Origin of the sequence: Pseudorhodoferax sp. Leaf267 (assembly GCF_001422405.1) — a bacterium.
Taxonomy (GTDB): domain Bacteria; phylum Pseudomonadota; class Gammaproteobacteria; order Burkholderiales; family Burkholderiaceae_C; genus Pseudorhodoferax.
The window spans coordinates 20,802-40,506 of record NZ_LMMV01000026.1 but is presented as its reverse complement, the minus strand read 5'-3'; the positions used below and the strand labels follow the sequence as shown (position 1 = coordinate 40,506).

The window sequence follows — 19,705 nt, the reverse complement described above, 5'->3', positions numbered from 1 at the left end:
ATTCAGGGGCATCGCGCGCATAGTGAATCGGCCATCAACGTGAAACTGCAAGAAGGAGGCTCCATGAATTTGACGATCAGCGGTCACCACCTGGAAGTAACACCAGCACTGCGGAGTTATGTCATCAACAAGCTGGATCGCATCACGCGGCATTTCGATCAGGTGGTCGATGTCAAGGTCCTGCTGACAGTGGAAAAGCAGAAGGAAAAGCAGAACCGCCAACGCGCTGAGTGCAACATCCACGTCAAGGGCAACGACATGTTTGCGGAGAGTGCACACGCTGATCTGTACGCGGCCGTCGACGAGCTGGTCGACAAGCTGGACCGCCAGGTGGTCCGCCACAAGGACCGCATCCAGAACCATCACCACGAGGCGCCCAAGCGCCTGATGTAAGGTCTGTGCGCGAACGCGACGGCGTGTCGCGTGCGTCCGACAAAAAACCGGCCGCCTGCCTAGGCGGCTTTTTGTTTGCTGCGGTGCAATGTGCCGACGTGCATAATCCGCCTTCCCTATGAACCGCCTCGCGTCCATCCTGCCTGCTGCTCAGGTCCTCGTGAGCGTCGATGCCACGAGCAAGAAACGTGCTTTCGAGGAAGCCGGCTTGCTGTTCGAGAACCTGCACGGCCTGTCGCGCGCGCTGGTGACCGACAGCCTGTTCGCCCGCGAACGCCTGGGCTCGACGGGACTGGGTCATGGCGTTGCGATTCCGCATGGCCGCATCAAGGGTTTGAAGTCGCCCATGGCAGCCGTGGTGCAACTGCTGCAGCCCATCGGCTTCGATGCGCCGGACGAGCAACCCGTCAAGCTTTTGATCTTCCTCCTGGTACCCGAAGCGGCGACGCAGAAGCATCTGGAAATCCTGTCCGAGATTGCCGAACTGCTCAGCGATGCGCCCTTGCGCGAGAAGATGAAGAGCACGGCCGACGCTGCAGAGCTCCACCAACTGATTGCCACCTGGCAATCTGCGCAGCCCGCCTGAGCATGCACCGGCCGGTGGTCGCTTGCCGTAGCGTCGCCCCACCTGTGCTGCGTTCCCGATGAAGCACAACGTCGTCAGTGCCGACGTCCTGTTCGAAGAATTCCGCACGCTGCTGCGCTGGGAATGGGTGGCCGGGCTCGGCGCGTCCGAGCGCCGCTTCGACGAGATCGCCGTGCGCGCGGCGCGCTCGGGCGCCGACCTCGTCGGCTATCTGAACTACATCCACCCCTACCGCGTGCAGATCCTGGGTGAGCGCGAGATCGCCTACCTGACCAAGGAGACGCCGGAAGACTGCGCGCGCCGCATCGCGCGCATCGTCACGCTGGAGCCGCCGGTGCTGATCCTTGCCGACGGACAGACCGCGCCCGAGGCGCTGCTGTCCATGTGCGAGCGCGCGCAGATCCCGATGTTCGCGACGGCTGAGTCGTCGGCCTTCGTGATCGACGTGCTGCGCGCTTACCTGTCCAAGCATTTCGCCGAGCGCACGTCCATGCACGGGGTGTTCATGGACATCCTGGGCCTGGGCGTGATGATCACGGGCGAGTCGGGCCTGGGCAAGAGCGAGCTGGGACTGGAGCTGATCTCACGCGGCAACGGCCTGGTCGCGGACGACGCGGTCGACCTGTACCGCATCAACCAGACCACGATCGAAGGCCGCTGCCCCGAGCTGCTGCAGAACCTCCTGGAGGTGCGCGGCATCGGCCTGCTGGACATTCGCGGCATCTTTGGCGAGACCGCCGTGCGCCGCAAGATGCGGCTGCGCATGATCGTTCACCTGGTGCGGCGCGAGACACTGGAGCGCGAGTACGAGCGGCTGCCCTATGAGCCGCTGACGCAGGATGTGCTGGGCGTGGCCGTGCGCAAGGTCATCATCCAGGTGGTGGCCGGGCGCAACATTGCCGTGCTCGTGGAAGCGGCCGTGCGCAACGCCATCTTGCAATTGCGCGGTGTCGACACCTACCAGGAATTCGTCGAGCGCCACCGCAAGGCGATGGAACAGGACTGACGCGCGCGGGCGCTGCTCAGGCCTTGCCGGCCTGCTTGCTGCAATCGGCGCACAGGCCGTACAGCGACATGGCGTGGTCCTGCACTGTCCAGCCCTTGGCTTTGGCCACGATCTGTTGGCGCTTCTCGATCTCGGCGTCGAAGAATTCGTCCACCTTGCCGCAGGACGTGCACACGAAATGGTCGTGGTGGCGGCCTTCGTTGAGCTCGTAGACGGCCTTGCCGGACTCGAAATGGCTGCGCGACAGGATGCCGGCCTGCTCGAACTGCGTCAGCACGCGGTACACGGTGGCCAGGCCGATGTCCGAGCGCTCCAGCAGCAGCACGCGGAACACGTCTTCGGCCGTCATGTGGCGCAACTCACCCTTCTGGAAGATCTCCATGATCTTCAGCCGCGGCAGGGTCGCCTTCAGGCCGGTGCTCTTGAGTTCGTCGATATTGCCCATGCGCGCTCGCGTGTCGTGGTGGCGGCCATCCCGCCCGACAAGGAGGGCGCCGCTACAATCGCGCGATCATAGCGCCGCCCTGAACACATGCCCGTTTCCCGCTCCATTCCTCTGCCATTGGGCCTGCTCCTGGTCGTCAGCGCGGCTCTGACGGGGTGCAGCACGGTGACCGAGGCCACGCGCAAGGCGGCCAGCAGCATCGTTCCCTACAAGATCGAGATCGTGCAGGGCAACTTCGTGTCCAAGGAACAGGTCGAGGCCCTGAAGCCCGGCATGACGCGCCAGCAGGTGCGCGAAGTGCTGGGTACGCCCCTGCTGCAAAGCGTGTTCCACGCCGACCGCTGGGATTACGTGTTCACGATGAAGCGCCAGGGCCTGGACGTGCAGGCCCGCCAGCTGACCGTCTACTTCAAGGCGGACGTGATGGAGCGCGCCGAGGGCGACCCCATGCCCAGCGAGTCGGAGTTCGTGGCCCTGCTGGGCAGCGCCAAGCAATCCAAGTCCGTGCCCGTGCTCGAGGCCAGCGAAGACAGCCTGAAACCTTTCGCGCCGCCGCCAGCGGCCACGGCAGCGACACCGGCTTCGCCGGCCGCCACCGCGCCGCTGCCCACGAGCTACCCGCCGCTCGAAATCCCGCTCCGCTGAGCGTGCACTGCGGTGGCGGCCGCACCTGCATGATTCCTACTGCCATCGCCATGACCACTTCCTCTTCTCCCAGCCCGCGTTCGCATGCCGTGGCCATCGCCGGCGCGTCCGGCCGCATGGGCCGCACCCTGATCGAGGCTGTGCTGGCTTCGGGTGATTGCACGCTGGCCGGCGCGCTGGACCTGGCCGGCAGCCCGGGCGTGGGTAGCGACGCCGCCGCCTTTCTGGGTCGGCCCAGCCAGGTGGCCATCACCGCCGACGTGGACCAGGGTGTGCGCGACGCCAGCGTGCTGATCGACTTCACGCGGCCCGAAGGCACGATGGAACATCTGCGGGCCTGCCGTGCACGCGGCGTGGCGCTGGTCATCGGCACCACGGGCTTCAGCGACGCGCAGAGAGCCGAGATCGCCGCCGCCGCGGCCGAGATCGCGATCGTGATGGCGCCCAACATGAGCGTGGGCGTCAACGTCACGCTCAAGTTGCTGGAGCTGGCGGCCAAAGCCATGCCCACGGGCTACGACATCGAGATCGTCGAGACGCACCACCGCCACAAGATCGACGCGCCCTCGGGCACGGCGCTCAAGATGGGCGAAGTCATCGCCGAAGCCATGGGGCGTGACCTGAAGCAGTGCGCCGTCTATGCGCGCGAGGGCGTGACGGGCGAGCGCGATCCCTCGACCATCGGCTTCCAGTCCCTGCGCGGAGGCGACGTGGTCGGCGACCACACCGTGCTGTTCGCCGGCACCGGCGAACGCATCGAGATCACGCACAAGGCCACCAGCCGCATGAACTACGCGATCGGCAGCCTGCGCGCCGTGCGCTTCCTGGCCGGCCAGCGCAAGGGGCTGTTCAGCATGTTCGACGTGCTGGGCCTGAACGCCTGAGCCAGCCGGCATGAACGCCGTGGATCTGCTCACCGCGGGCGACGCGGTCAGCCGGCTGGTGGCCTGGCTGCTGTTGGCGATGTCGATCGCAAGCTGGGTCGTGATCCTGTACAAGACCTGGCTGCTGCGCCGCGCAGGGGCCGACGTGGCACGCGGCACGGCCGCGTTCTGGCAGTCGGCCTCGCTCGACACGGCCAGCCAGCGCGTGGCGGCCTTCGACCGCTCCGCCCTGCTGCTGCCGCTGATCCAGGCCACGCAGGATCAGCCGCCCGGCACCCTGGCCGGTGCTGGCGAGCGCCACCAGCAGCTGACGCGGCTGCTGCGCGACGCGCTGCACCACGGCACGCTGCGCCTGCAGTTCGGCCAGGTGCTGCTGGCCACCGTGGGCTCGACCGCCCCCTTCGTCGGCCTGCTGGGCACGGTCTGGGGCATCTACCACGCGTTGACCACCATCGCGGCGGCAGGCCAGATCACGATCACGCAGGTCGCAGGCCCCGTCGGCGAGGCGCTGATCATGACCGCCGCCGGCCTGGCCGTGGCCATCCCGGCCGTGCTGGCCTACAACTGGTTCGGCCGCAGCATCGCGCGCATCGAGGCCGAGCTCGATGGCTTCGCGCGCGATCTGCGTGAGCTGCTGGCGCCCCAGGCCACGGCAGACTGAAGCCCGCGCCATGGCATTCGGCCAACTCGAACGCGGCAAGGGCGCCAAGCCCATGAGCGACATCAACGTGACGCCGCTGGTGGACGTGATGCTGGTGCTGCTGGTGATCTTCATCATCACGGCGCCGCTGCTGGCCAGCTCCATCCGGCTCGACCTGCCGCGCAGCGACGCGGCCCAGGCCGGCACACCGCCGCGCTTCGTCAGCGTCGTCGTCACGCCGTCCGGCCAGATCCACCTGGACGACCGCGCGGTCACGCCGCAGGAGCTGAGCCAGGAACTGGCCCAACGCGCCGAACAGGACCCGGACACCGAAGTGCAGCTGCGCGCCGACGCCACCGTGCCCTATGGCCGCGTGGTCGAAGTCATGGGCCTGGCGCAGCAGGCCGGCCTGAACCGCATCGGCTTCGTGGCCGAGCCCGCCACACCGCGCTGAGCGCCTGGGTACGCGCGCGCCACGCCCGCGCGCCGCGGGGGTCCGCCTAAAATCCCGGCATCCGGCCCCGTCGCCGCATCCCTCGTTCCGCCGCTCGCCCAACGCCCCCATGCAAGACAAGTACAACCACCTCGAAGTCGAACCGGCCGCCCAGCAGCACTGGACGGCGCGCGACGCCTACCGCGTGAGCGAAGACCAGGACAAGAAGAAGTTCTACGCCTGCTCCATGCTGCCCTACCCCAGCGGCAAGCTGCACATGGGCCACGTGCGCAACTACACGATCAACGACATGCTCACGCGCTACCTGCGCATGAACGGCCACAACGTGCTGATGCCCATGGGATGGGATGCCTTCGGCCTGCCGGCCGAGAACGCCGCGCTGAAGAACGGCGTGCCGCCCGCGCAGTGGACCTACGACAACATCGCCTACATGAAGAAGCAGATGCAGGCGATGGGGCTGGCCATCGACTGGTCGCGCGAAGTCGCCACCTGCGACCCCAGCTACTACAAGTGGAACCAGTGGCTGTTCCTCAAGATGCTCGAGAAGGGCATCGCCTACCGCAAGACCCAGGTCGTGAACTGGGACCCGGTGGACCAGACCGTGCTCGCCAACGAGCAGGTGATCGACGGCAAGGGCTGGCGCACCGGCGCCGTGGTGGAGAAGCGCGAGATCCCGGGCTACTACCTGAAGATCACCGACTACGCCGAGGAGCTGCTGGACAGCGTGCAGAACAAGCTGCCCGGCTGGCCCGAGCGCGTGAAGCTGATGCAGGAGAACTGGATCGGCAAGAGCGAAGGCGTGCGCTTTGCGTTCACGCATGACATCCGCGATGCGCAGGGCGAGCTGATCGGCGACGGCCGCATGTACGTGTTCACCACGCGCGCCGACACCATCATGGGCGTGACCTTCTGCGCCGTGGCGCCCGAGCATCCGCTGGCCACGCACGCGGCCGCCTCCAACCCGGCGCTGGCCGCCTTCATCGAGCAATGCAAGAAAGGCGGCACGACCGAGGCCGAACTGGCGCTGCGCGAGAAGGAAGGCATGCCGACCGGCCTGACGGTCACGCACCCCATCAACGGCATGGACATCCCGCTGTGGGTGGGCAACTACGTGCTGATGGGCTATGGCGACGGCGCCGTGATGGGCGTGCCCGCGCACGACGAGCGCGACTTCGCGTTCGCGCTCAAGTACGACCTGGAGATCACCCAGGTCGTGCACGTGGACGGCGAGCACTACGACTACCACCACTGGCACGACTGGTACGGCGACAAGCATCGCGGCGTGACCATCAACTCCGACATCTTCAGCGGCCTGGAGTACCGCGACGCCGTGGACGCCGTGGCGCGCACGCTGGCCGAAAAGGGCCTGGGCGAGAAGAAGGTGACCTGGCGCCTGCGCGACTGGGGCGTGAGCCGTCAGCGCTACTGGGGCACGCCCATCCCCATCATCCACTGCGACGAACACGGCGCCGTTCCGGTGCCCGAGAAGGACCTTCCCGTGGTGCTGCCGCAGGACTGCGTGCCGGACGGCAGCGGCAACCCGCTGGTCAAGCACGCTGGCTTCCATGCCGGCGTGGTCTGCCCGGTCTGTGGCAAGGCCGCGCGGCGCGAGACCGACACCATGGACACCTTCGTGGACTCGTCCTGGTACTTCATGCGCTACTGCGACCCCCAGCTCGACCAGGCCATGGTCGGCGAGGGCACGGCCTACTGGATGCGGGACCAGGCGCTGCCCACCGGCGGCAGCGGCATGGACCAGTACATCGGCGGCATCGAGCACGCCATCCTGCATCTGCTGTACGCACGCTTCTGGACCAAGGTCATGCGCGACCTGGGCCTGGTCAGCATCGATGAGCCCTTCACCAGGCTGCTGACGCAGGGCATGGTGCTCAACCACATCTACACCCGCAAGACGGACAAGGGCGGCATCGAATATTTCTGGCCGGCCGACGTCGAGAACCAGTACGACGAAGGCGGCAAGATCGTCGGCGCCATGCTCAGGAAGGACGGCCTGCCCGTGACCTACGAAGGCGTGGGCACCATGAGCAAGAGCAAGAACAACGGCGTCGATCCGCAGGTGCTCATCGAGAAATACGGCGCGGACACGGCCCGGCTCTACACCATGTTCACGGCCCCGCCCGAGGCCACGCTGGAGTGGAACGACGCCGCCGTCGAAGGCAGCTACCGCTTCCTCAAGCGCGTCTGGAACTTCGGCGTGAAGCTGGCCGGCAGCGACTTCACGGCCGCCCTGGCCAGCGTGGCCGGCGCGCGCAGCCTGGCCGACGTGACGTTTGCCAAGGAAGTGAAGGCGCTGCGGCTCGAAGTGCACAGCGTGCTCAAGCAGGTCGACTACGACTACCAGCGCATGCAGTACAACACCGTGGTCTCAGGCGCCATGAAGCTGCTGAACGCGCTGGAGAACTTCAAGGCGCAACAGGCCGATGGCGCCCAGATCGCGCTGGCTGAGGGCTTCGGCATCCTGCTGCGCTGCCTGTACCCGGCCACGCCGCACATCGCGCATGCGCTGTGGGCCGCGCTGGGCTTCGATGCGCGCTTCGGCGAGCTGACCGATGCGCCCTGGCCGCAGGTCGATGCCAGCGCGCTGGAGCAGGACGAGGTCGAGCTCATGCTGCAGATCAACGGCAAGCTGCGCGGCTCCATCCGCGTGCCGGCCGGTGCCGACAAGGCCACCATCGAGGCCGCGGCCCTGGCCCATGAGATGTTCACCAAGTTTGCCGAGGGCGCCAAGCCCAAGAAGGTGATCGTGGTGCCGGGTCGCCTGGTCAACCTGGTGCTGTGATGGCCCACCGCCGTACCCTGCTCACCGGCGCCCTGGCCTTGCCGCTGGCCGCCTGCGGCTTCAAGCTGCGTGCGCCACCGGATTTCGCGTTCACCTCGATCTACATCGCCATGCCCGAGGCTTCGCCGCTGGGCAACGAGCTGCGCCGCAACCTGAACGGCACGGGCCGCGTGGAGGTCATCACCGACCCGGCGCGCGCGCTGCAGGCCCAGGTGCGGCTGGAGCCTACGCTGGACCAGCGCGAGCGCGTGGTGGCTGGCCTGAACTCGTCAGGCCAGGTGCGTGAGCTGCAACTGCGGCTGCGCTTCCGGTTCCGCCTGCGCACGCCGCAGGGCACGGAGCCCATCCCCGAGGTGGAGATCCTGCAGCAGCGCGACATGAGCTTCAACGAATCCGTTGTGCTGTCCAAGGACGCCGAAGAAGCCTTGCTCTACCGCAACATGCAATCGGACATCGTGCAGCAGATCATGCGGCGCCTGGCGGCGGTCAAGACGCTCTAGCGCAGGATGCGGGCCATGGAGCTCGACCGCACCGACCTGCGCCTGCTGGAGCTGCTGCAGCACGACGGCCGTGCCACGGTGCAGGCCTTGTCGGAAGCCGTGCACCTGTCGGCCCGCGCCACGCTGAACCGCGTGCGCAAGCTCGAATCCCAAGGGCTGATCAGTGGCTACCGCGCCGTGCTGAACCGCGGCGCCGTGGGCCCGGCCATCGCCTTCTTCGCCGAGATCGCGCTCAAAGACCAGCGCCAGGCCGCGTCACGCCGCTTCGAGACCCGCATGCTGAACACGCCCGAAGTCGTGGCCTGCTATCTCCTGAGCGGGCGCTACGACTACCTGGTGCGCATCGCCTGCCAGGACCTGGCGCAGTACCAGCGCCTGATCGAAGGGTGGCTGGAAGACGCGGGCCTGGGCATCGAGAAGATCGTGACCAACACCGAGCTGCAGACGGTCAAGGAATTCGGCGGCTTTCCACTGGCCTGAGCGCACTTCCGATTCGGAAGTGCCAGGCCCGCACCACGGCCGCCCGCGGCAGCCGCCACCTGCGTTTTTCACCACGCGCGCCGCCCTCCTTTCCTAGACTGGAACCACAAAGGAGCCTGCCATGGACCGCCATCCCAACACCCTGTCGCACGCGTTGATCGAGGCCGAGGGCCGCGTCTGCGCACCCAATTACCAGCCGCTGCCGGTCGTCGTCGAGCGCGCGCTCAACTGCCATGTCTGGGACGTGGACGGCAAGCGCTACCTGGACATGATGGGCGCTTACTCGGCCGTCAGCCACGGCCACCTGCACCCGCGCATCGTCGCTGCCGCCACGCGCCAGTTGCAGCGCGTGGCCGTCACCTCGCGCGCCTACCACGGCGACACGCTGGCGCCGTTCCTGGCCAAGCTGTGCGCACTGGCCGGCTTCGAGCAGGCACTGCCGATGAACACGGGCGCCGAGGCGGTCGAGACCGCCATCAAGGCGGCGCGCCGCTGGGGCCACCAGATCAAGGGCATCGCCGACGGGCAGGCCGAGATCCTGGTGGCACGGCAGAACTTCCATGGCCGCACGACCACCGTGATCAGCGCGTCCAGCGAACCGTCCTACCGCGCCGGCTTCGGCCCGTTCACGCCGGGCTTTCGCTGGTTCGACTTCGGCGACATCGCCAGCGTGCGCGCCGCCACGACCGCCAACACCTGTGCCGTCCTGGTCGAACCCGTCCAGGGCGAGGCCGGCGTCGTGCTGCCGCCACCTGGGTTCTTCGCCGCGCTGCGCGCCTGGTGCGATGCACACCAGGTGCTGCTGATCGCCGACGAGGTGCAGTCCGGCCTGGGCCGCACCGGGCGCTGGTTCGCGTTCGAACACGAAGGCATCCGGCCCGACGGCCTGGTGCTGGGCAAGGCGCTCGGCGGTGGCCTGCTGCCGGTCAGCGCCTTCCTGGCCGACCGCGCCGTGATGCAGGTGTTCAACCCGGGCAGCCATGGCTCCACCTTCGGCGGCAATGCGCTGGCGGCGGCCGTCGGCCTGGAGGCGCTGCAGGTCATGGAGGACGAGCAGCTGGTCGCGCGCTCGGCCACCCTGGGCGCGCATCTGCTGGCCCGGCTGCGGGGCGTGCAAGCGCAGTCGCAGGGCCTGGTCCGCGCCGTGCGCGGCCGCGGCCTGTGGGTGGGCGTCGACCTGGACCCGGCACGCGCCAGCGCGCGCGACGTGGTCGAGCGCATGGCGCACGCGGGCGTGCTGTCCAAGGAGACCCACGAGACCGTGATCCGCTTCGCGCCGCCGCTGACCATCACGCGCGAACTCATCGACGAAGGTGTGGACCTGTTCGCGCAGGTCCTGGCGGCATTGCCCGCCCCCCGGGCCGGCTGACGCGCACCCGTACACTCGCCGCCATGCAACTGGCGCCGGCCTCCCTGACGCAACACCTGCAGCGCGGCCTGCGCCCGCTCTACACCCTGCACGGCGACGAGCCGTTGCTGCTGCAGGAGGCCGCCGACGCGATCCGCGCCGCCGCGCGGGCCCAGGGCTACACCGAGCGCAGCGTGTTCACGGTCGCCGGTGCGCACTTCGACTGGAGCGGCGTGGTGGCTGCCGGCGGCGCGCTGAGCCTGTTCGCCGACAAGCAGATCCTGGACATCCGCATCCCGTCCGGCAAACCCGGCAAGGACGGCAGCGCCGCGCTGCAGCGCCTGGCCGAAGAGGCCCAGGGCAACGACAGCACGCTGGTGCTCGTCAGCCTGCCGCGGCTGGACCGCGCGACCAGGACCGGCGCCTGGTTCGCCGCGCTGGAGAACGCTGGTGCGTCGGTCCAGATCGACCCTGTTGAACGTGCCGCACTGCCGGCCTGGATCGCGCAGCGCCTGAAGGCCCAGGGCCAGCAGGTCGCGCCTGGCGAAGACGGGCAGCGCGCGCTTCAGATGTTCACCGACCGCGTCGAGGGCAACCTGCTGGCCGCGCACCAGGAGATCAGCAAGCTGGCGCTGCTGCACCCGCCTGGCGAGCTGTCAGCCGATCAGATCGACAGCGCCGTGCTCAACGTGGCGCGTTACGACGTCTTCAAGCTGTCCGAAGCCGTGCTCGGCGGCCAGGCCCTGCGCACCCAGCGCATGCTGGCCGGCCTGCAGGCCGAGGGCGAGGCCGCCGTGCTGGTGCACTACACGCTGGCCGAAGACATCCGCGCGCTCAAGCGCGTGCGCGACGCGATGGACGCCGGCCGGCCGCTGCCGATGGCGCTGCGCGAGCAGCGCGTCTGGGGCCCGCGCGAAAAGCTGTTCGAGCGCGTGCTGCCGCGGCTCACGGCGCCGCGCCTGGCGCGGCTGCTGTACGCCGCGCACCAGGTGGACGGCATCGTCAAGGGCTTGAAACAACCCGACTGGCCGGCCGACGGCTGGCAGGCGCTGCAGCAGCTGGCGGCCATGCTGGGCCGGGCCTGCAACGCGGCGCCGCCCGCACGCGCGGCGCGGGGCTGAAGCTCAGAGCAGGCGCTTGCGCACCTGCAGCACCACCAGCTCCGCCAGCACCACCACCGCGAAGGTGACCAGCAGCACCAGGGCCACGCGGTTCCAGTGGAACAGGTCGATGGCGGTGTTCAGCACCACGCCGATGCCGCCTGCGCCCACCAGGCCCAGCACGCCGGATTCGCGCACGTTGATGTCCCAGCGCAGCAGCGCCACCGACCAGAACGCCGGCTTGATCTGCGGCCAGTAGCCGTACAGCAGCTGCGCCAGCCGCGACGCGCCCGCCGCCTGCAGCGCCTCGATGGGGCCGCGCGGCATCTGCTCCAGCGCCTCGCCCACGAGCTTGCCGACGAAGCCGACCGAGCGCAGCGCAATCGCCAGCATGCCGGCCAGCGGCCCCGGCCCGAAGATGGCCACGAACAGCAGCGCCCAGACCAGCGAATTGACCGAGCGGCTGGCCACCAGCAGCACCCGCGCGATGAGGTTCAGCGTGCGGCTGCGCACCACGTTGGGCGCCACCATCACGCCCAGCGGCAGCGCCAGCACCAGCGACAGCAGCGTGCCCAGCGTGGCCATGTGCAACGTCTCCATGAGCGCGCTGTGCACATCGGTGCGGTAGTGGCCCCAGTCCACCGGCCACATGCGGCCCAGCATGTCGGCCATCTGCTCGGGCGCGTCGTAGAGGAACTCGGGGATCACCTCGATGTGGCGGGCCGACTGCACGATGGCCAGCACCATGCAGAACCACAGCGCGTAGCGCAGCAGGCGCTGGCCGGGGCTGAAGCGTTGCCACTCAGGGCCTGCGGCGAGCTCAGACATCCATGGCCTTTCGCGCCGCGTTCACGACCACCTCGCCGACCACGATGATCGCGATCACGGTGGCCAGGATGGTCGCGACGAAGCTGTATTCGTAACGCAGGAAGGCCGCGAACAGCGCGCCGCCGATGCCGCCCGCGCCCACGATGCCGACCATGGTGGAGTTGCGCAAATTCGAATCGAGCTGGTAGGTGGCAAAGCCCACGAAGCGCGGCGCCACCTGGGGCAGCACGCCGAACAGCACCACGCCCATGAAGGACGCGCCGGTGGCGCGCATGGCCTCGATGGGCTTGGGCGAGATCTCCTCGATGGCGTCGGCGAACAGCTTGCCGACGAAGCCCACGGTGGCCACCACCAGCGCCAGGATGCCAGCCAGCGGGCCGAAGCCCACGGCCTTCACGAACAGGATGGCGCTGATCACCGGGTGCAGCGCGCGGCAGGCCGCGATCAGCGTGCGGCCGGCCAGCCGCAACGGCTTGGGCGAGAGGTTGGACGCGGCCAGCAGGCCCACGGGAAGGCTCAGCAGCAGGCCGACCACAGTCGCCAGCACGGCGATCTGCAGGGTCTCCTTGATGCCCTGCCACAGCTCGTCCATCTTGTTGAGTTCGGGCGGGAACATGCGGCCGATGAAGCGCGCGCCCTGCTCCCAGCCGGCGGCCAGGCGCTCGGCCGACACGTCCAGGCTGGCCAGCGACCAGGCCACGTAGGCCAGCGTGGCGGCCAGCACCGCTTTCTCCAGGCCGCTCCAGCGGAAGGCCGCGTTCATTCCAGCCAGTCCTTGCCGCCGTAGATGGCATGCAGGTGCCCGTCGTTCAGCCCCTCGGGCGGGCCGTCGTAGACCACCTTGCCGCCCGTCATGCCGACGATGCGGTCGGAGTAGCGGCGCGCCAGCTCCACGTCGTGGATGTTGACCATGACCGGGATGTTGCGCTGGCGGCCCTGCTCGCGCAGCAGCTGGATGATTTCGACCGAGGTCTTGGGGTCCAGCGACGAGGTGGGCTCGTCGGCCAGCAGCACCGAGGGCCGCTGCATCAGCGCGCGTGCAATGCCCACGCGCTGGCGCTGGCCGCCGCTCAGCGCGTCCACGCGCCGGTTGGCGAAATCCGCCAGGCCCACGGTGGCCAGCAGCTCCATGCCGTAGGCCAGGTCTTCGGCGTCGAAGCGGCGGCGCCAGGCGCGCCAGGCCGACAGGTAGCCGAGCCGGCCGGTCAGCAGGTTTTCCATCACCGTCAGGCGCTCCACCAGGTTGTATTCCTGGAAAACCATGCCGATGTGGCGGCGCGCGCGGCGCAGCTCGGCCCCGCGCAGCTGCGCCATGTCCACCTGCGCGCCGTCGAACTCCAGCAGTATGCGGCCGGCCGTGGGGTCCACCAGCCGGTTGATGCAGCGGATCAGCGTGGACTTGCCGGTGCCCGACGGGCCGATGATGCTGGTCAGCCCCGTGCCCGCGATCACCAGGTCAATGGACTTGAGCACCGGCTGGCCCGCCCGGTATTCCTTGACCAGGCCCTGGATCTGCATGGCGCCGGGTGTCGCGAGAGCGTGCATGGGTGGCTTACTTCTTGGCGGCGGCCTTGTCGAAGGCCTCGCGCGTGAACGACTCGCCGGCCGAGGCGGCCACGGTGCGCACCAGCTCCCAGTCTTTCTTGTAGGTGATGGGCAGGAAGCGGTCGCCGCCCAGGCCCTTGGCCATCTCGGCCGGGATCTTGTAGTCGTAGAAGCACTGCTTGATCTTGGCCTGCAGCGCCGGCTCCAGGTTGTGGGCGTAGGCGTAGGCGTCGGTCGGGAACTTGCCGCTGGTGTAGAGCACGCGGAAGTCGTCGGCTTTCACCACGCCACGGTCGGTCATGTGCTGCAGCACGTCGCTGGCCACGGGCGCGGCGTCGTAGTCACCGGTCTTCACACCCAGGATGGACTGGTCGTGCTTGCCCGAATAGACCACCTTGTAGTCCTTGTCGGGCGTGAGGCCCAGCTCGGGGAACAGCGCGCGCGGCGCCAGGTTGCCGGAGTTGGACGACGGCGAGGTGTGGGCGATGCGCTTGCCCTTGAGGTCGTCCAGCTTCTGGTAGCCGCTTTCCTTGCGCACGATCATCTGGAGGTTCATGCCGACCGAGCCCTGGTCGTTGCCACGGATCGCGAACGGCACGGCGCCCGACAGGTTCACCGCAAAGTTCACCGGCCCGGGCGAGAACGCCGCGATGTGCAGCCGGCCCGAGCGCATGGCCTCGATCTGCGCCGCGTTGGACTGCACAGGGAAGAACACCACCTTGCGGTCCACGCAGCTGCCCAGGTGCGCCATGAAGGGGCGGAACAGCTTCTCGTAGATGGCGGGGTCTTCCACCGGTGTGAAGGCGAACACCAGCGTGCTGGGGTTGCGCAGGCGCTTGGGGTCGGTGGGCGTGTCGGCCACGAGGTCGCGGTCGGCGTCGCAGAACTGGGCGTCCAGGTCGCCGCGGTGCGCGCAGGCCTCCTGAGCGAAGGCGCCGCTGGCGGCGAGCAGGGCGGCACCGGCGAAGGCGCTGCGCAGAAGGGTGGATGGGCGCATGGGGTGTCTCCTGAAGGCGTTCCCGAAAGAGGGTGCGGCGACTATAGAAAGCCGCCCACGGCGCCTGGCCTGTATCCTTTCGGGCTGCCTTCAGGAAGCTTTCAGATGCCTTTCAGACCGCCCCGGACTTACCCTGGCCCCCGCGCGGCGCGCTGCCGATGAGGGTGCTGCTCGTCGAGGACGAGGCCGAACTCGGCACCAGCCTGGCCCGCGTGCTGGAGCGCCGTGGCCTGCAGGTGCAGCACCGCATGGCGGGCGCAGAAGCACTGCAAGCGTTGGAGCACGAACGCTTCGACGTCGCGGTGCTGGACATCGGCCTGCCCGGCATGGACGGCCTGCAGCTGCTGCAGCGCCTGCGCGACCGCGGCCACACGCTGCCGGTGCTGCTGCTCACCGCGCGCGGCGGCGTGGGCGACCGCGTGGCCGGCCTGAACGCCGGTGCCGACGACTACCTGGCCAAGCCCTTCGATCCGGACGAGCTGGAAGCCCGCCTGCGCGCGCTGGCCCGCCGCGCCGGCGTGGCGGACGAGCCGCGCTGCGGCGAGCTGCGGCTGGACCGCGCCACCGGCGCCTTCTACTGGCGCAGCGCGGCGCTGGAGCTCACGCCGCGCGAGAGCGCGCTGCTGGCCGCGCTGATGGAGCGCCCCGGCCGGGCCGTGACGCGTGCCCGCCTGACGGGCCTGGCCTTCGGCGCCGACCCGCCCAGCCAGCCCGATGCCGTGGAAGTGGTCGTGCACCGGCTGCGCAAGAAGCTGGTCGAAACCGGCGTGCAGATCACCACCTTGCGCGGCCTGGGCTACCTGGTGCAGGAAGTCCGTGCGCCCTGAGGCCGGCTCGCTGCGGCGGCGCCTGCTGCTGTGGCTGTCGCTGCCGGTGGTGGCCTTCATCGCCATCGACGCGTATGCCTCCTACCGCGCAGCGCTGGCGACGGCGCAGCTGGCCTTCGACCGGCTGCTCGTCACCTCCGCCCATGCGCTGGGCGACCTGATCCGGCTGGAAGGCGGCGAGCTGCAGATCACGCTGCCGCATGCGGCGCTGGAGCTGTACGACGGCGAGGCCGACATCACCGGCCGCGGCGAGGGCACGCGCAGCCGCATGGTCTACCGCGTGGGCTTTCTGAATGGCGAGTACCTGGCCGGCGAGCCCAGCGTCACGCCTTACGCCGGCATCGCGCCCGTGCACCCGCGCTACGGCGTGCGGCTGGCGCTGTACGACACGCAGCTCTCGCAGCAGGCACTGCGCATGGCCGCGCTGTGGCAACCCGTGGAGTCGCACGAGGGCCTGCGCTACGTGGTGATCCAGGTCGGCGAGCCCTCGGCCTACCGCGCGCAGCTGGCGCAAAGCATCCTGTGGCAGACGCTGGGCCGCCAGGCGCTGCTGCTGGTGCTGCTGCTGGGCCTGGTGTGGACCGTGTCCACCGTGGCGCTGCGGCCGCTGCGCGAACTGGCGCGCCGCCTGGAACGGCGCATTGCTGCCGACCTGGCGCCGCTGGCCCTGCCGCAGGCGCCGCAGGAGCTGCGGCCCGTCGTGGGCGCCTTCAACGGCCTGCTGCAGCGTGTGGGCGAGGCGCAGGCGCTGCAGCAGCGCTTCGTGGCCGACGCCTCGCACCAGCTGCGCACGCCGCTGTCGGTGCTGCAGCTGCATGCGCATGCCGGCCTGCGCGGCGACATGCCCGCGCGCGAGGCGCTGGAGCAGATCGCCAGCACCACGCAGCGCACCGGCCGCGTGGTGCAGCAGCTGCTGACCTGGAACCGGGCGCGCGCCAGCCTGCCACGGGACCAGCTGGCCGACGTGGATCTGCGCGACGTGCTGGAGGAGGTGGCGGTGGAGCTGTCACCGCTGATCGCCGCGCGCCACCAGTCGTTCCAGCTCGACGCCGCGCCCTGCCCCTGGCACGGCCCGGTCTGGATGGTGCAGGAGATCGTGGCCAACCTGCTGCACAACGCCATGCGCTACACGTCCGATGGTGGCGCCCTGAGCCTGGCGCTGGTGCAGGGCGAAGGCCGGGTCGAGATCCGCGTGCAGGACGACGGCCCCGGGCTGTCGGCCCAGATGGAGCGCGACCTGTTCGTGCCCTTCGTCACCAGCGACACCGCCGGGCGCGGCGCCGGTCTGGGACTGGCCATCTGCCGCGACCTGGCGGCCGCCTGCCAGGGCCACCTGCGGGTGCGCAACCAGGTCGTGGACGGCCAGGTGCGCGGGCTGCAGGCCACCCTGTTACTGCCGGCGGACACGGGCCATTCAACTGCGTCAGAATCGCCCCCATGAACGCGCTGAATGTTGCCGAATACACGCAAACGCTGGGCCTGCAAGCCCGGCAGGCGTCCGCCGCCATGGCCCGGGCCGATGCCGCCACCAAGAACCGCGCGCTGCGCACGCTGGCGCGGCTGCTGCGCGAGAACACCGCGGCGCTGCAGGTGGACAACGCCCAGGACATCGAGCGCGCCACGGCTGCCGGCCTCGCCGCCCCGATGGTCGACCGGCTCAAGCTCAGCCCCAAGGTGCTGCAGACGGTGGCCGAAGGCTGCGAGCAGCTGGCCGCCATGCCCGACCTGATCGGCGAGATCAGCGGCATGCAGCAGCAGCCCAGCGGCATCCGCGTGGGCCAGATGCGCGTGCCGCTCGGCGTGTTCGCGATGATCTTCGAGAGCCGGCCCAACGTGACCATCGAGGCCGCCAGCCTGTCGATCAAGAGCGGCAACGCCTGCATCCTGCGCGGCGGCTCCGAGGCCATCGAGTCGAACAAGGCGCTGGCCAAGCTCGTGCAGCAGGCGCTCGAAGAGGCCGGCCTGCCGGCCGAGGCGGTGCAGCTCGTGCAGACCACCGACCGCGAGGCCGTGGGCCAGCTCATCGCCATGCCCGAGCATGTGGACGTGGTGATCCCGCGCGGCGGCAAGGGCCTGATCGAGCGCATCAGCCGCGAGGCCAAGGTGCCCGTCATCAAGCACCTGGACGGCAACTGCCATGTCTATGTGGACGACCCCTGCGACATCGCCATGGCCGTGACCGTGGCCGACAACGCCAAGACCAACAAGTACAGCCCCTGCAACGCGGCCGAGGGCCTGCTGGTGGCACGCGGCGTGGCAGCCGACTTCCTGCCGAAGATCGGCGCCGTCTACGCGGCCAAGGGCGTGGAGATGCGCTGCGATGCCGAGGCCGCGGCCATCCTCTCGGCCGTCACGGGCGCCAAGGTCGTGGCGGCCACCGAGCAGGACTGGTTCGAGGAATACCTTGCGCCCATCGTCAGCGTCAAGGTGGTCGACGGGCTGGACGCGGCCATCGCCCACATCAACCACTACAGCAGCCACCACACCGACGCCATCCTCACGCGCGACCACGTGCACGCCCAGCGCTTCCTGCGCGAGGTGGACTCGGCCAGCGTGATGGTCAACGCCAGCACGCGCTTCGCCGACGGCTTCGAATACGGCCTGGGCGCCGAGATCGGCATCAGCACCGACAAGTTCCATGCGCGCGGCCCGGTCGGGCTGCTGGGGCTGACCTCGCTCAAGTACGTGGTGCTCGGCAACGGGGAAGTGCGGAACTGACCGGCTCGGTCGGCACACCATGAGAGTCATCATCCTGGGCGCCGGCCGTGTCGGCGAGAGCGTGGTCGACAGCCTGGTGTCCGAGAAGAACGACATCACCGTCATCGACACCGATGCGGTGCGCCTGCGCGCGCTGGGCGAGCGCTACGACCTGCGCGGCGTGGTCGGCAGCGGCGTGGAGCCGGCCGTGCTGGAAGAGGCCGGCGCGCGCGATGCCGACATGCTGATCGCCTGCTCGGCGCTGGACGAGACCAACCTGGTCTGCTGCAAGGTGGCGCACCGGCTGTTCAACGTGCCCACGCGCATCGCCCGCGTGCGCTCGCAGGCCTTTCGCCATGGCAGCGAGCTCATGGACAAGGACGGCTTCGCCGTCGACCGCGTGATCTGCCCAGAGGAATCGCTCACGCGCTACATCTTCAAGCTCATCGAGTATCCCGAGGCGCTGCAGGTGCGCGAGTTCGCCGGCGGCCTGGCCTGCCTGGTCTCGGTGCGGGCCGTGGCCGGCGCGCCGCTGGTGGCGCACAGCATCGGCGAGCTGCGCGAGTGCGTGCCCGACGTGGCCATGCGCGTGGTGGCGATCTACCGCCGTTTCGAGGACGAGCCCGACCGCTTCATCGCCTGCGACGGCCCCACGCGCGTGGAGCCCGGCGACGAGGTCTTCGTGCTGGCCGCACGCGAGGACATCCCCAAGGTGCTCACCGCGCTGCACCGCGACGAGCACAAGGGCCAGGGCCGGCCCACGCGCAAGGTCGAGCGCATCATGATCGCCGGCGGCGGCCGCGTGGGCGCGCGGCTGGCGCAGGAGCTGGCCGAGGCGCAGGCCGGCTTTCACGTCAAGATCATCGAGCACGGCGCCGAGCGCTGCGTGCAGCTGGCCGGCAAGCTGCCGCACGCGGTGCTGGTGCTGCATGGCGACGCCACCGACGAGAACCTGCTTGAAGAGGAAGGCATCGAGACGATCGACCTGTTCCTGGCGCTGACCAACGACGACGAGAACAACATCATGTCCAGCCTGCTGGCCAAGCGGCTGGGCGCCAAGCGCGTGCTGGCGCTGATCAACCGGCGCAGCTATGCCGAGCTGATGCACGGCACGCAGATCGACATCGCGCTGTCGCCGGCGCAGGCCATGATCGGCGAGCTGCTGGCCCATGTGCGCCAGGGCGACGTGCAGGCCGTGCACAGCCTGCGCCGCGGCGTGGCCGAGGGGCTCGAGATCGTGGCGCGCGGCGACCGCAAGACCTCGCGCGTGGTCGGCCGCGCGGTGCGCGATCTCAAGCTGCCGGCGCAGGCGCACTTCGGCTTGATCGTGCGCGGCTTGCCGGACGCGCTGGCGATCGCAGAAGCCGGCGATGGCGAGGCGCCGCTGCCCGAGGTGCCGCACGTCATCATCCCGCGCGGCGACACGGTGATCGAGAGCAACGACCACGTCATCATCTTCGTGCCGCACAAGCGGCTGATCCGCGACGTGGAAAAGGCGTTCCGCGTCAGCGCCGCCTTCTTCTAGCCGGC

At 69.2% G+C, this 19,705-nt stretch carries 21 protein-coding genes; 16 read left to right on the top strand and 5 right to left on the bottom strand.

Going from position 1 to position 19,705, the window contains the following annotated elements; all coding sequences use genetic code 11:
• The first annotated feature begins 63 nt into the window (after positions 1 to 63).
• The 3 genes from hpf (at position 64) to hprK (ending at position 1,985) form a co-directional block, all read left to right on the top strand.
• Positions 64 to 393: a ribosome hibernation-promoting factor, HPF/YfiA family gene (gene hpf, locus ASF43_RS27440; protein WP_056188771.1), complete on the top strand. Its 330-nt coding sequence runs from the start codon at positions 64 to 66 to the stop codon at positions 391 to 393.
• A gap of 118 nt (positions 394 to 511) precedes the next feature.
• Positions 512 to 979, top strand: a complete 468-nt coding sequence (locus tag ASF43_RS27435; protein ID WP_056188768.1) for a PTS sugar transporter subunit IIA — start codon at positions 512 to 514, stop codon at positions 977 to 979.
• Between the two features lie 58 nt (positions 980 to 1,037).
• Positions 1,038 to 1,985, top strand: coding sequence for an HPr(Ser) kinase/phosphatase (gene hprK, locus ASF43_RS27430; RefSeq protein WP_056188765.1), 948 nt, complete (start codon positions 1,038 to 1,040; stop codon positions 1,983 to 1,985).
• A 16-nt stretch (positions 1,986 to 2,001) separates the two neighbouring features.
• Here hprK and fur read toward each other — a convergent pair whose 3' ends face one another.
• Complete coding sequence (gene fur / locus ASF43_RS27425; protein WP_056188761.1) at positions 2,002 to 2,430, bottom strand: ferric iron uptake transcriptional regulator; 429 nt, start codon at positions 2,428 to 2,430, stop codon at positions 2,002 to 2,004.
• A gap of 87 nt (positions 2,431 to 2,517) precedes the next feature.
• Between fur and ASF43_RS27420 the strand changes: the two genes are divergently transcribed.
• The 9 genes from ASF43_RS27420 (at position 2,518) to holA (ending at position 11,302) form a co-directional block, all read left to right on the top strand.
• Positions 2,518 to 3,075 (top strand): outer membrane protein assembly factor BamE, encoded by a 558-nt coding sequence (locus ASF43_RS27420; RefSeq protein WP_056188760.1) that lies wholly within the window; start codon positions 2,518 to 2,520, stop codon positions 3,073 to 3,075.
• A gap of 50 nt (positions 3,076 to 3,125) precedes the next feature.
• Positions 3,126 to 3,959 (top strand): 4-hydroxy-tetrahydrodipicolinate reductase, encoded by an 834-nt coding sequence (gene dapB / locus ASF43_RS27415; protein ID WP_235578391.1) that lies wholly within the window; start codon positions 3,126 to 3,128, stop codon positions 3,957 to 3,959.
• A 10-nt stretch (positions 3,960 to 3,969) separates the two neighbouring features.
• Positions 3,970 to 4,620: a MotA/TolQ/ExbB proton channel family protein gene (locus ASF43_RS27410; RefSeq protein ID WP_056188757.1), complete on the top strand. Its 651-nt coding sequence runs from the start codon at positions 3,970 to 3,972 to the stop codon at positions 4,618 to 4,620.
• A gap of 10 nt (positions 4,621 to 4,630) precedes the next feature.
• Positions 4,631 to 5,053: a biopolymer transporter ExbD gene (locus tag ASF43_RS27405; RefSeq protein WP_056188755.1), complete on the top strand. Its 423-nt coding sequence runs from the start codon at positions 4,631 to 4,633 to the stop codon at positions 5,051 to 5,053.
• Between the two features lie 109 nt (positions 5,054 to 5,162).
• Positions 5,163 to 7,853: a leucine--tRNA ligase gene (leuS, locus tag ASF43_RS27400; RefSeq protein WP_056188750.1), complete on the top strand. Its 2,691-nt coding sequence runs from the start codon at positions 5,163 to 5,165 to the stop codon at positions 7,851 to 7,853.
• Positions 7,853 to 8,353: an LPS assembly lipoprotein LptE gene (gene lptE, locus ASF43_RS27395; RefSeq protein WP_056188748.1), complete on the top strand. Its 501-nt coding sequence runs from the start codon at positions 7,853 to 7,855 to the stop codon at positions 8,351 to 8,353. The genes leuS and lptE overlap by 1 nt, the downstream gene beginning before the upstream one ends.
• 15 nt (positions 8,354 to 8,368) lie before the next feature.
• Positions 8,369 to 8,833 carry an Lrp/AsnC family transcriptional regulator gene (locus tag ASF43_RS27390; RefSeq protein WP_162241863.1) on the top strand — a complete coding sequence of 155 codons (465 nt, stop codon included), beginning with the start codon at positions 8,369 to 8,371 and terminating at the stop codon, positions 8,831 to 8,833.
• Between the two features lie 121 nt (positions 8,834 to 8,954).
• Positions 8,955 to 10,202 carry an ornithine--oxo-acid transaminase gene (gene rocD, locus ASF43_RS27385; RefSeq protein ID WP_056188742.1) on the top strand — a complete coding sequence of 416 codons (1,248 nt, stop codon included), beginning with the start codon at positions 8,955 to 8,957 and terminating at the stop codon, positions 10,200 to 10,202.
• Positions 10,203 to 10,225: 23 nt separating this feature from the next.
• Entirely contained in the window at positions 10,226 to 11,302 is a 1,077-nt protein-coding gene (gene holA / locus ASF43_RS27380; RefSeq protein WP_056188739.1) for a DNA polymerase III subunit delta, read from the top strand.
• 3 nt (positions 11,303 to 11,305) lie between these two features.
• On the opposite strand, the gene phnE (ASF43_RS27375) is transcribed toward holA, so the two are convergent.
• From phnE (ASF43_RS27375) to phnD, 4 genes are read right to left on the bottom strand one after another with little or no spacing between them, the layout of a single operon-like run.
• Entirely contained in the window at positions 11,306 to 12,109 is an 804-nt protein-coding gene (gene phnE, locus ASF43_RS27375; RefSeq protein ID WP_056188737.1) for a phosphonate ABC transporter, permease protein PhnE, read from the bottom strand.
• Complete coding sequence (phnE, locus tag ASF43_RS27370; RefSeq protein WP_056188735.1) at positions 12,102 to 12,872, bottom strand: phosphonate ABC transporter, permease protein PhnE; 771 nt, start codon at positions 12,870 to 12,872, stop codon at positions 12,102 to 12,104. Before phnE (ASF43_RS27370) ends, phnE (ASF43_RS27375) begins: the two co-directional genes overlap by 8 nt.
• The gene (phnC, locus tag ASF43_RS27365; protein WP_056188731.1) at positions 12,869 to 13,654 is read right to left on the bottom strand and encodes a phosphonate ABC transporter ATP-binding protein; all 786 of its coding nucleotides are present in this window, start codon (positions 13,652 to 13,654) and stop codon (positions 12,869 to 12,871) included. Before phnC ends, phnE (ASF43_RS27370) begins: the two co-directional genes overlap by 4 nt.
• A gap of 7 nt (positions 13,655 to 13,661) precedes the next feature.
• Positions 13,662 to 14,651, bottom strand: a complete 990-nt coding sequence (gene phnD / locus ASF43_RS27360; RefSeq protein WP_056188720.1) for a phosphate/phosphite/phosphonate ABC transporter substrate-binding protein — start codon at positions 14,649 to 14,651, stop codon at positions 13,662 to 13,664.
• Between the two features lie 158 nt (positions 14,652 to 14,809).
• Between phnD and ASF43_RS27355 the strand changes: the two genes are divergently transcribed.
• From ASF43_RS27355 to trkA, 4 genes are read left to right on the top strand one after another with little or no spacing between them, the layout of a single operon-like run.
• Positions 14,810 to 15,478, top strand: coding sequence for a response regulator transcription factor (locus ASF43_RS27355; RefSeq protein ID WP_056188717.1), 669 nt, complete (start codon positions 14,810 to 14,812; stop codon positions 15,476 to 15,478).
• Positions 15,468 to 16,919 (top strand): sensor histidine kinase, encoded by a 1,452-nt coding sequence (locus ASF43_RS27350; RefSeq protein WP_056188714.1) that lies wholly within the window; start codon positions 15,468 to 15,470, stop codon positions 16,917 to 16,919. The genes ASF43_RS27355 and ASF43_RS27350 overlap by 11 nt, the downstream gene beginning before the upstream one ends.
• Positions 16,916 to 18,196 (top strand): glutamate-5-semialdehyde dehydrogenase, encoded by a 1,281-nt coding sequence (locus tag ASF43_RS27345; RefSeq protein WP_056188710.1) that lies wholly within the window; start codon positions 16,916 to 16,918, stop codon positions 18,194 to 18,196. The genes ASF43_RS27350 and ASF43_RS27345 overlap by 4 nt, the downstream gene beginning before the upstream one ends.
• A gap of 19 nt (positions 18,197 to 18,215) precedes the next feature.
• Positions 18,216 to 19,700 carry a Trk system potassium transporter TrkA gene (gene trkA / locus ASF43_RS27340; RefSeq protein ID WP_056188708.1) on the top strand — a complete coding sequence of 495 codons (1,485 nt, stop codon included), beginning with the start codon at positions 18,216 to 18,218 and terminating at the stop codon, positions 19,698 to 19,700.
• Positions 19,701 to 19,705: the final 5 nt, after the last annotated feature.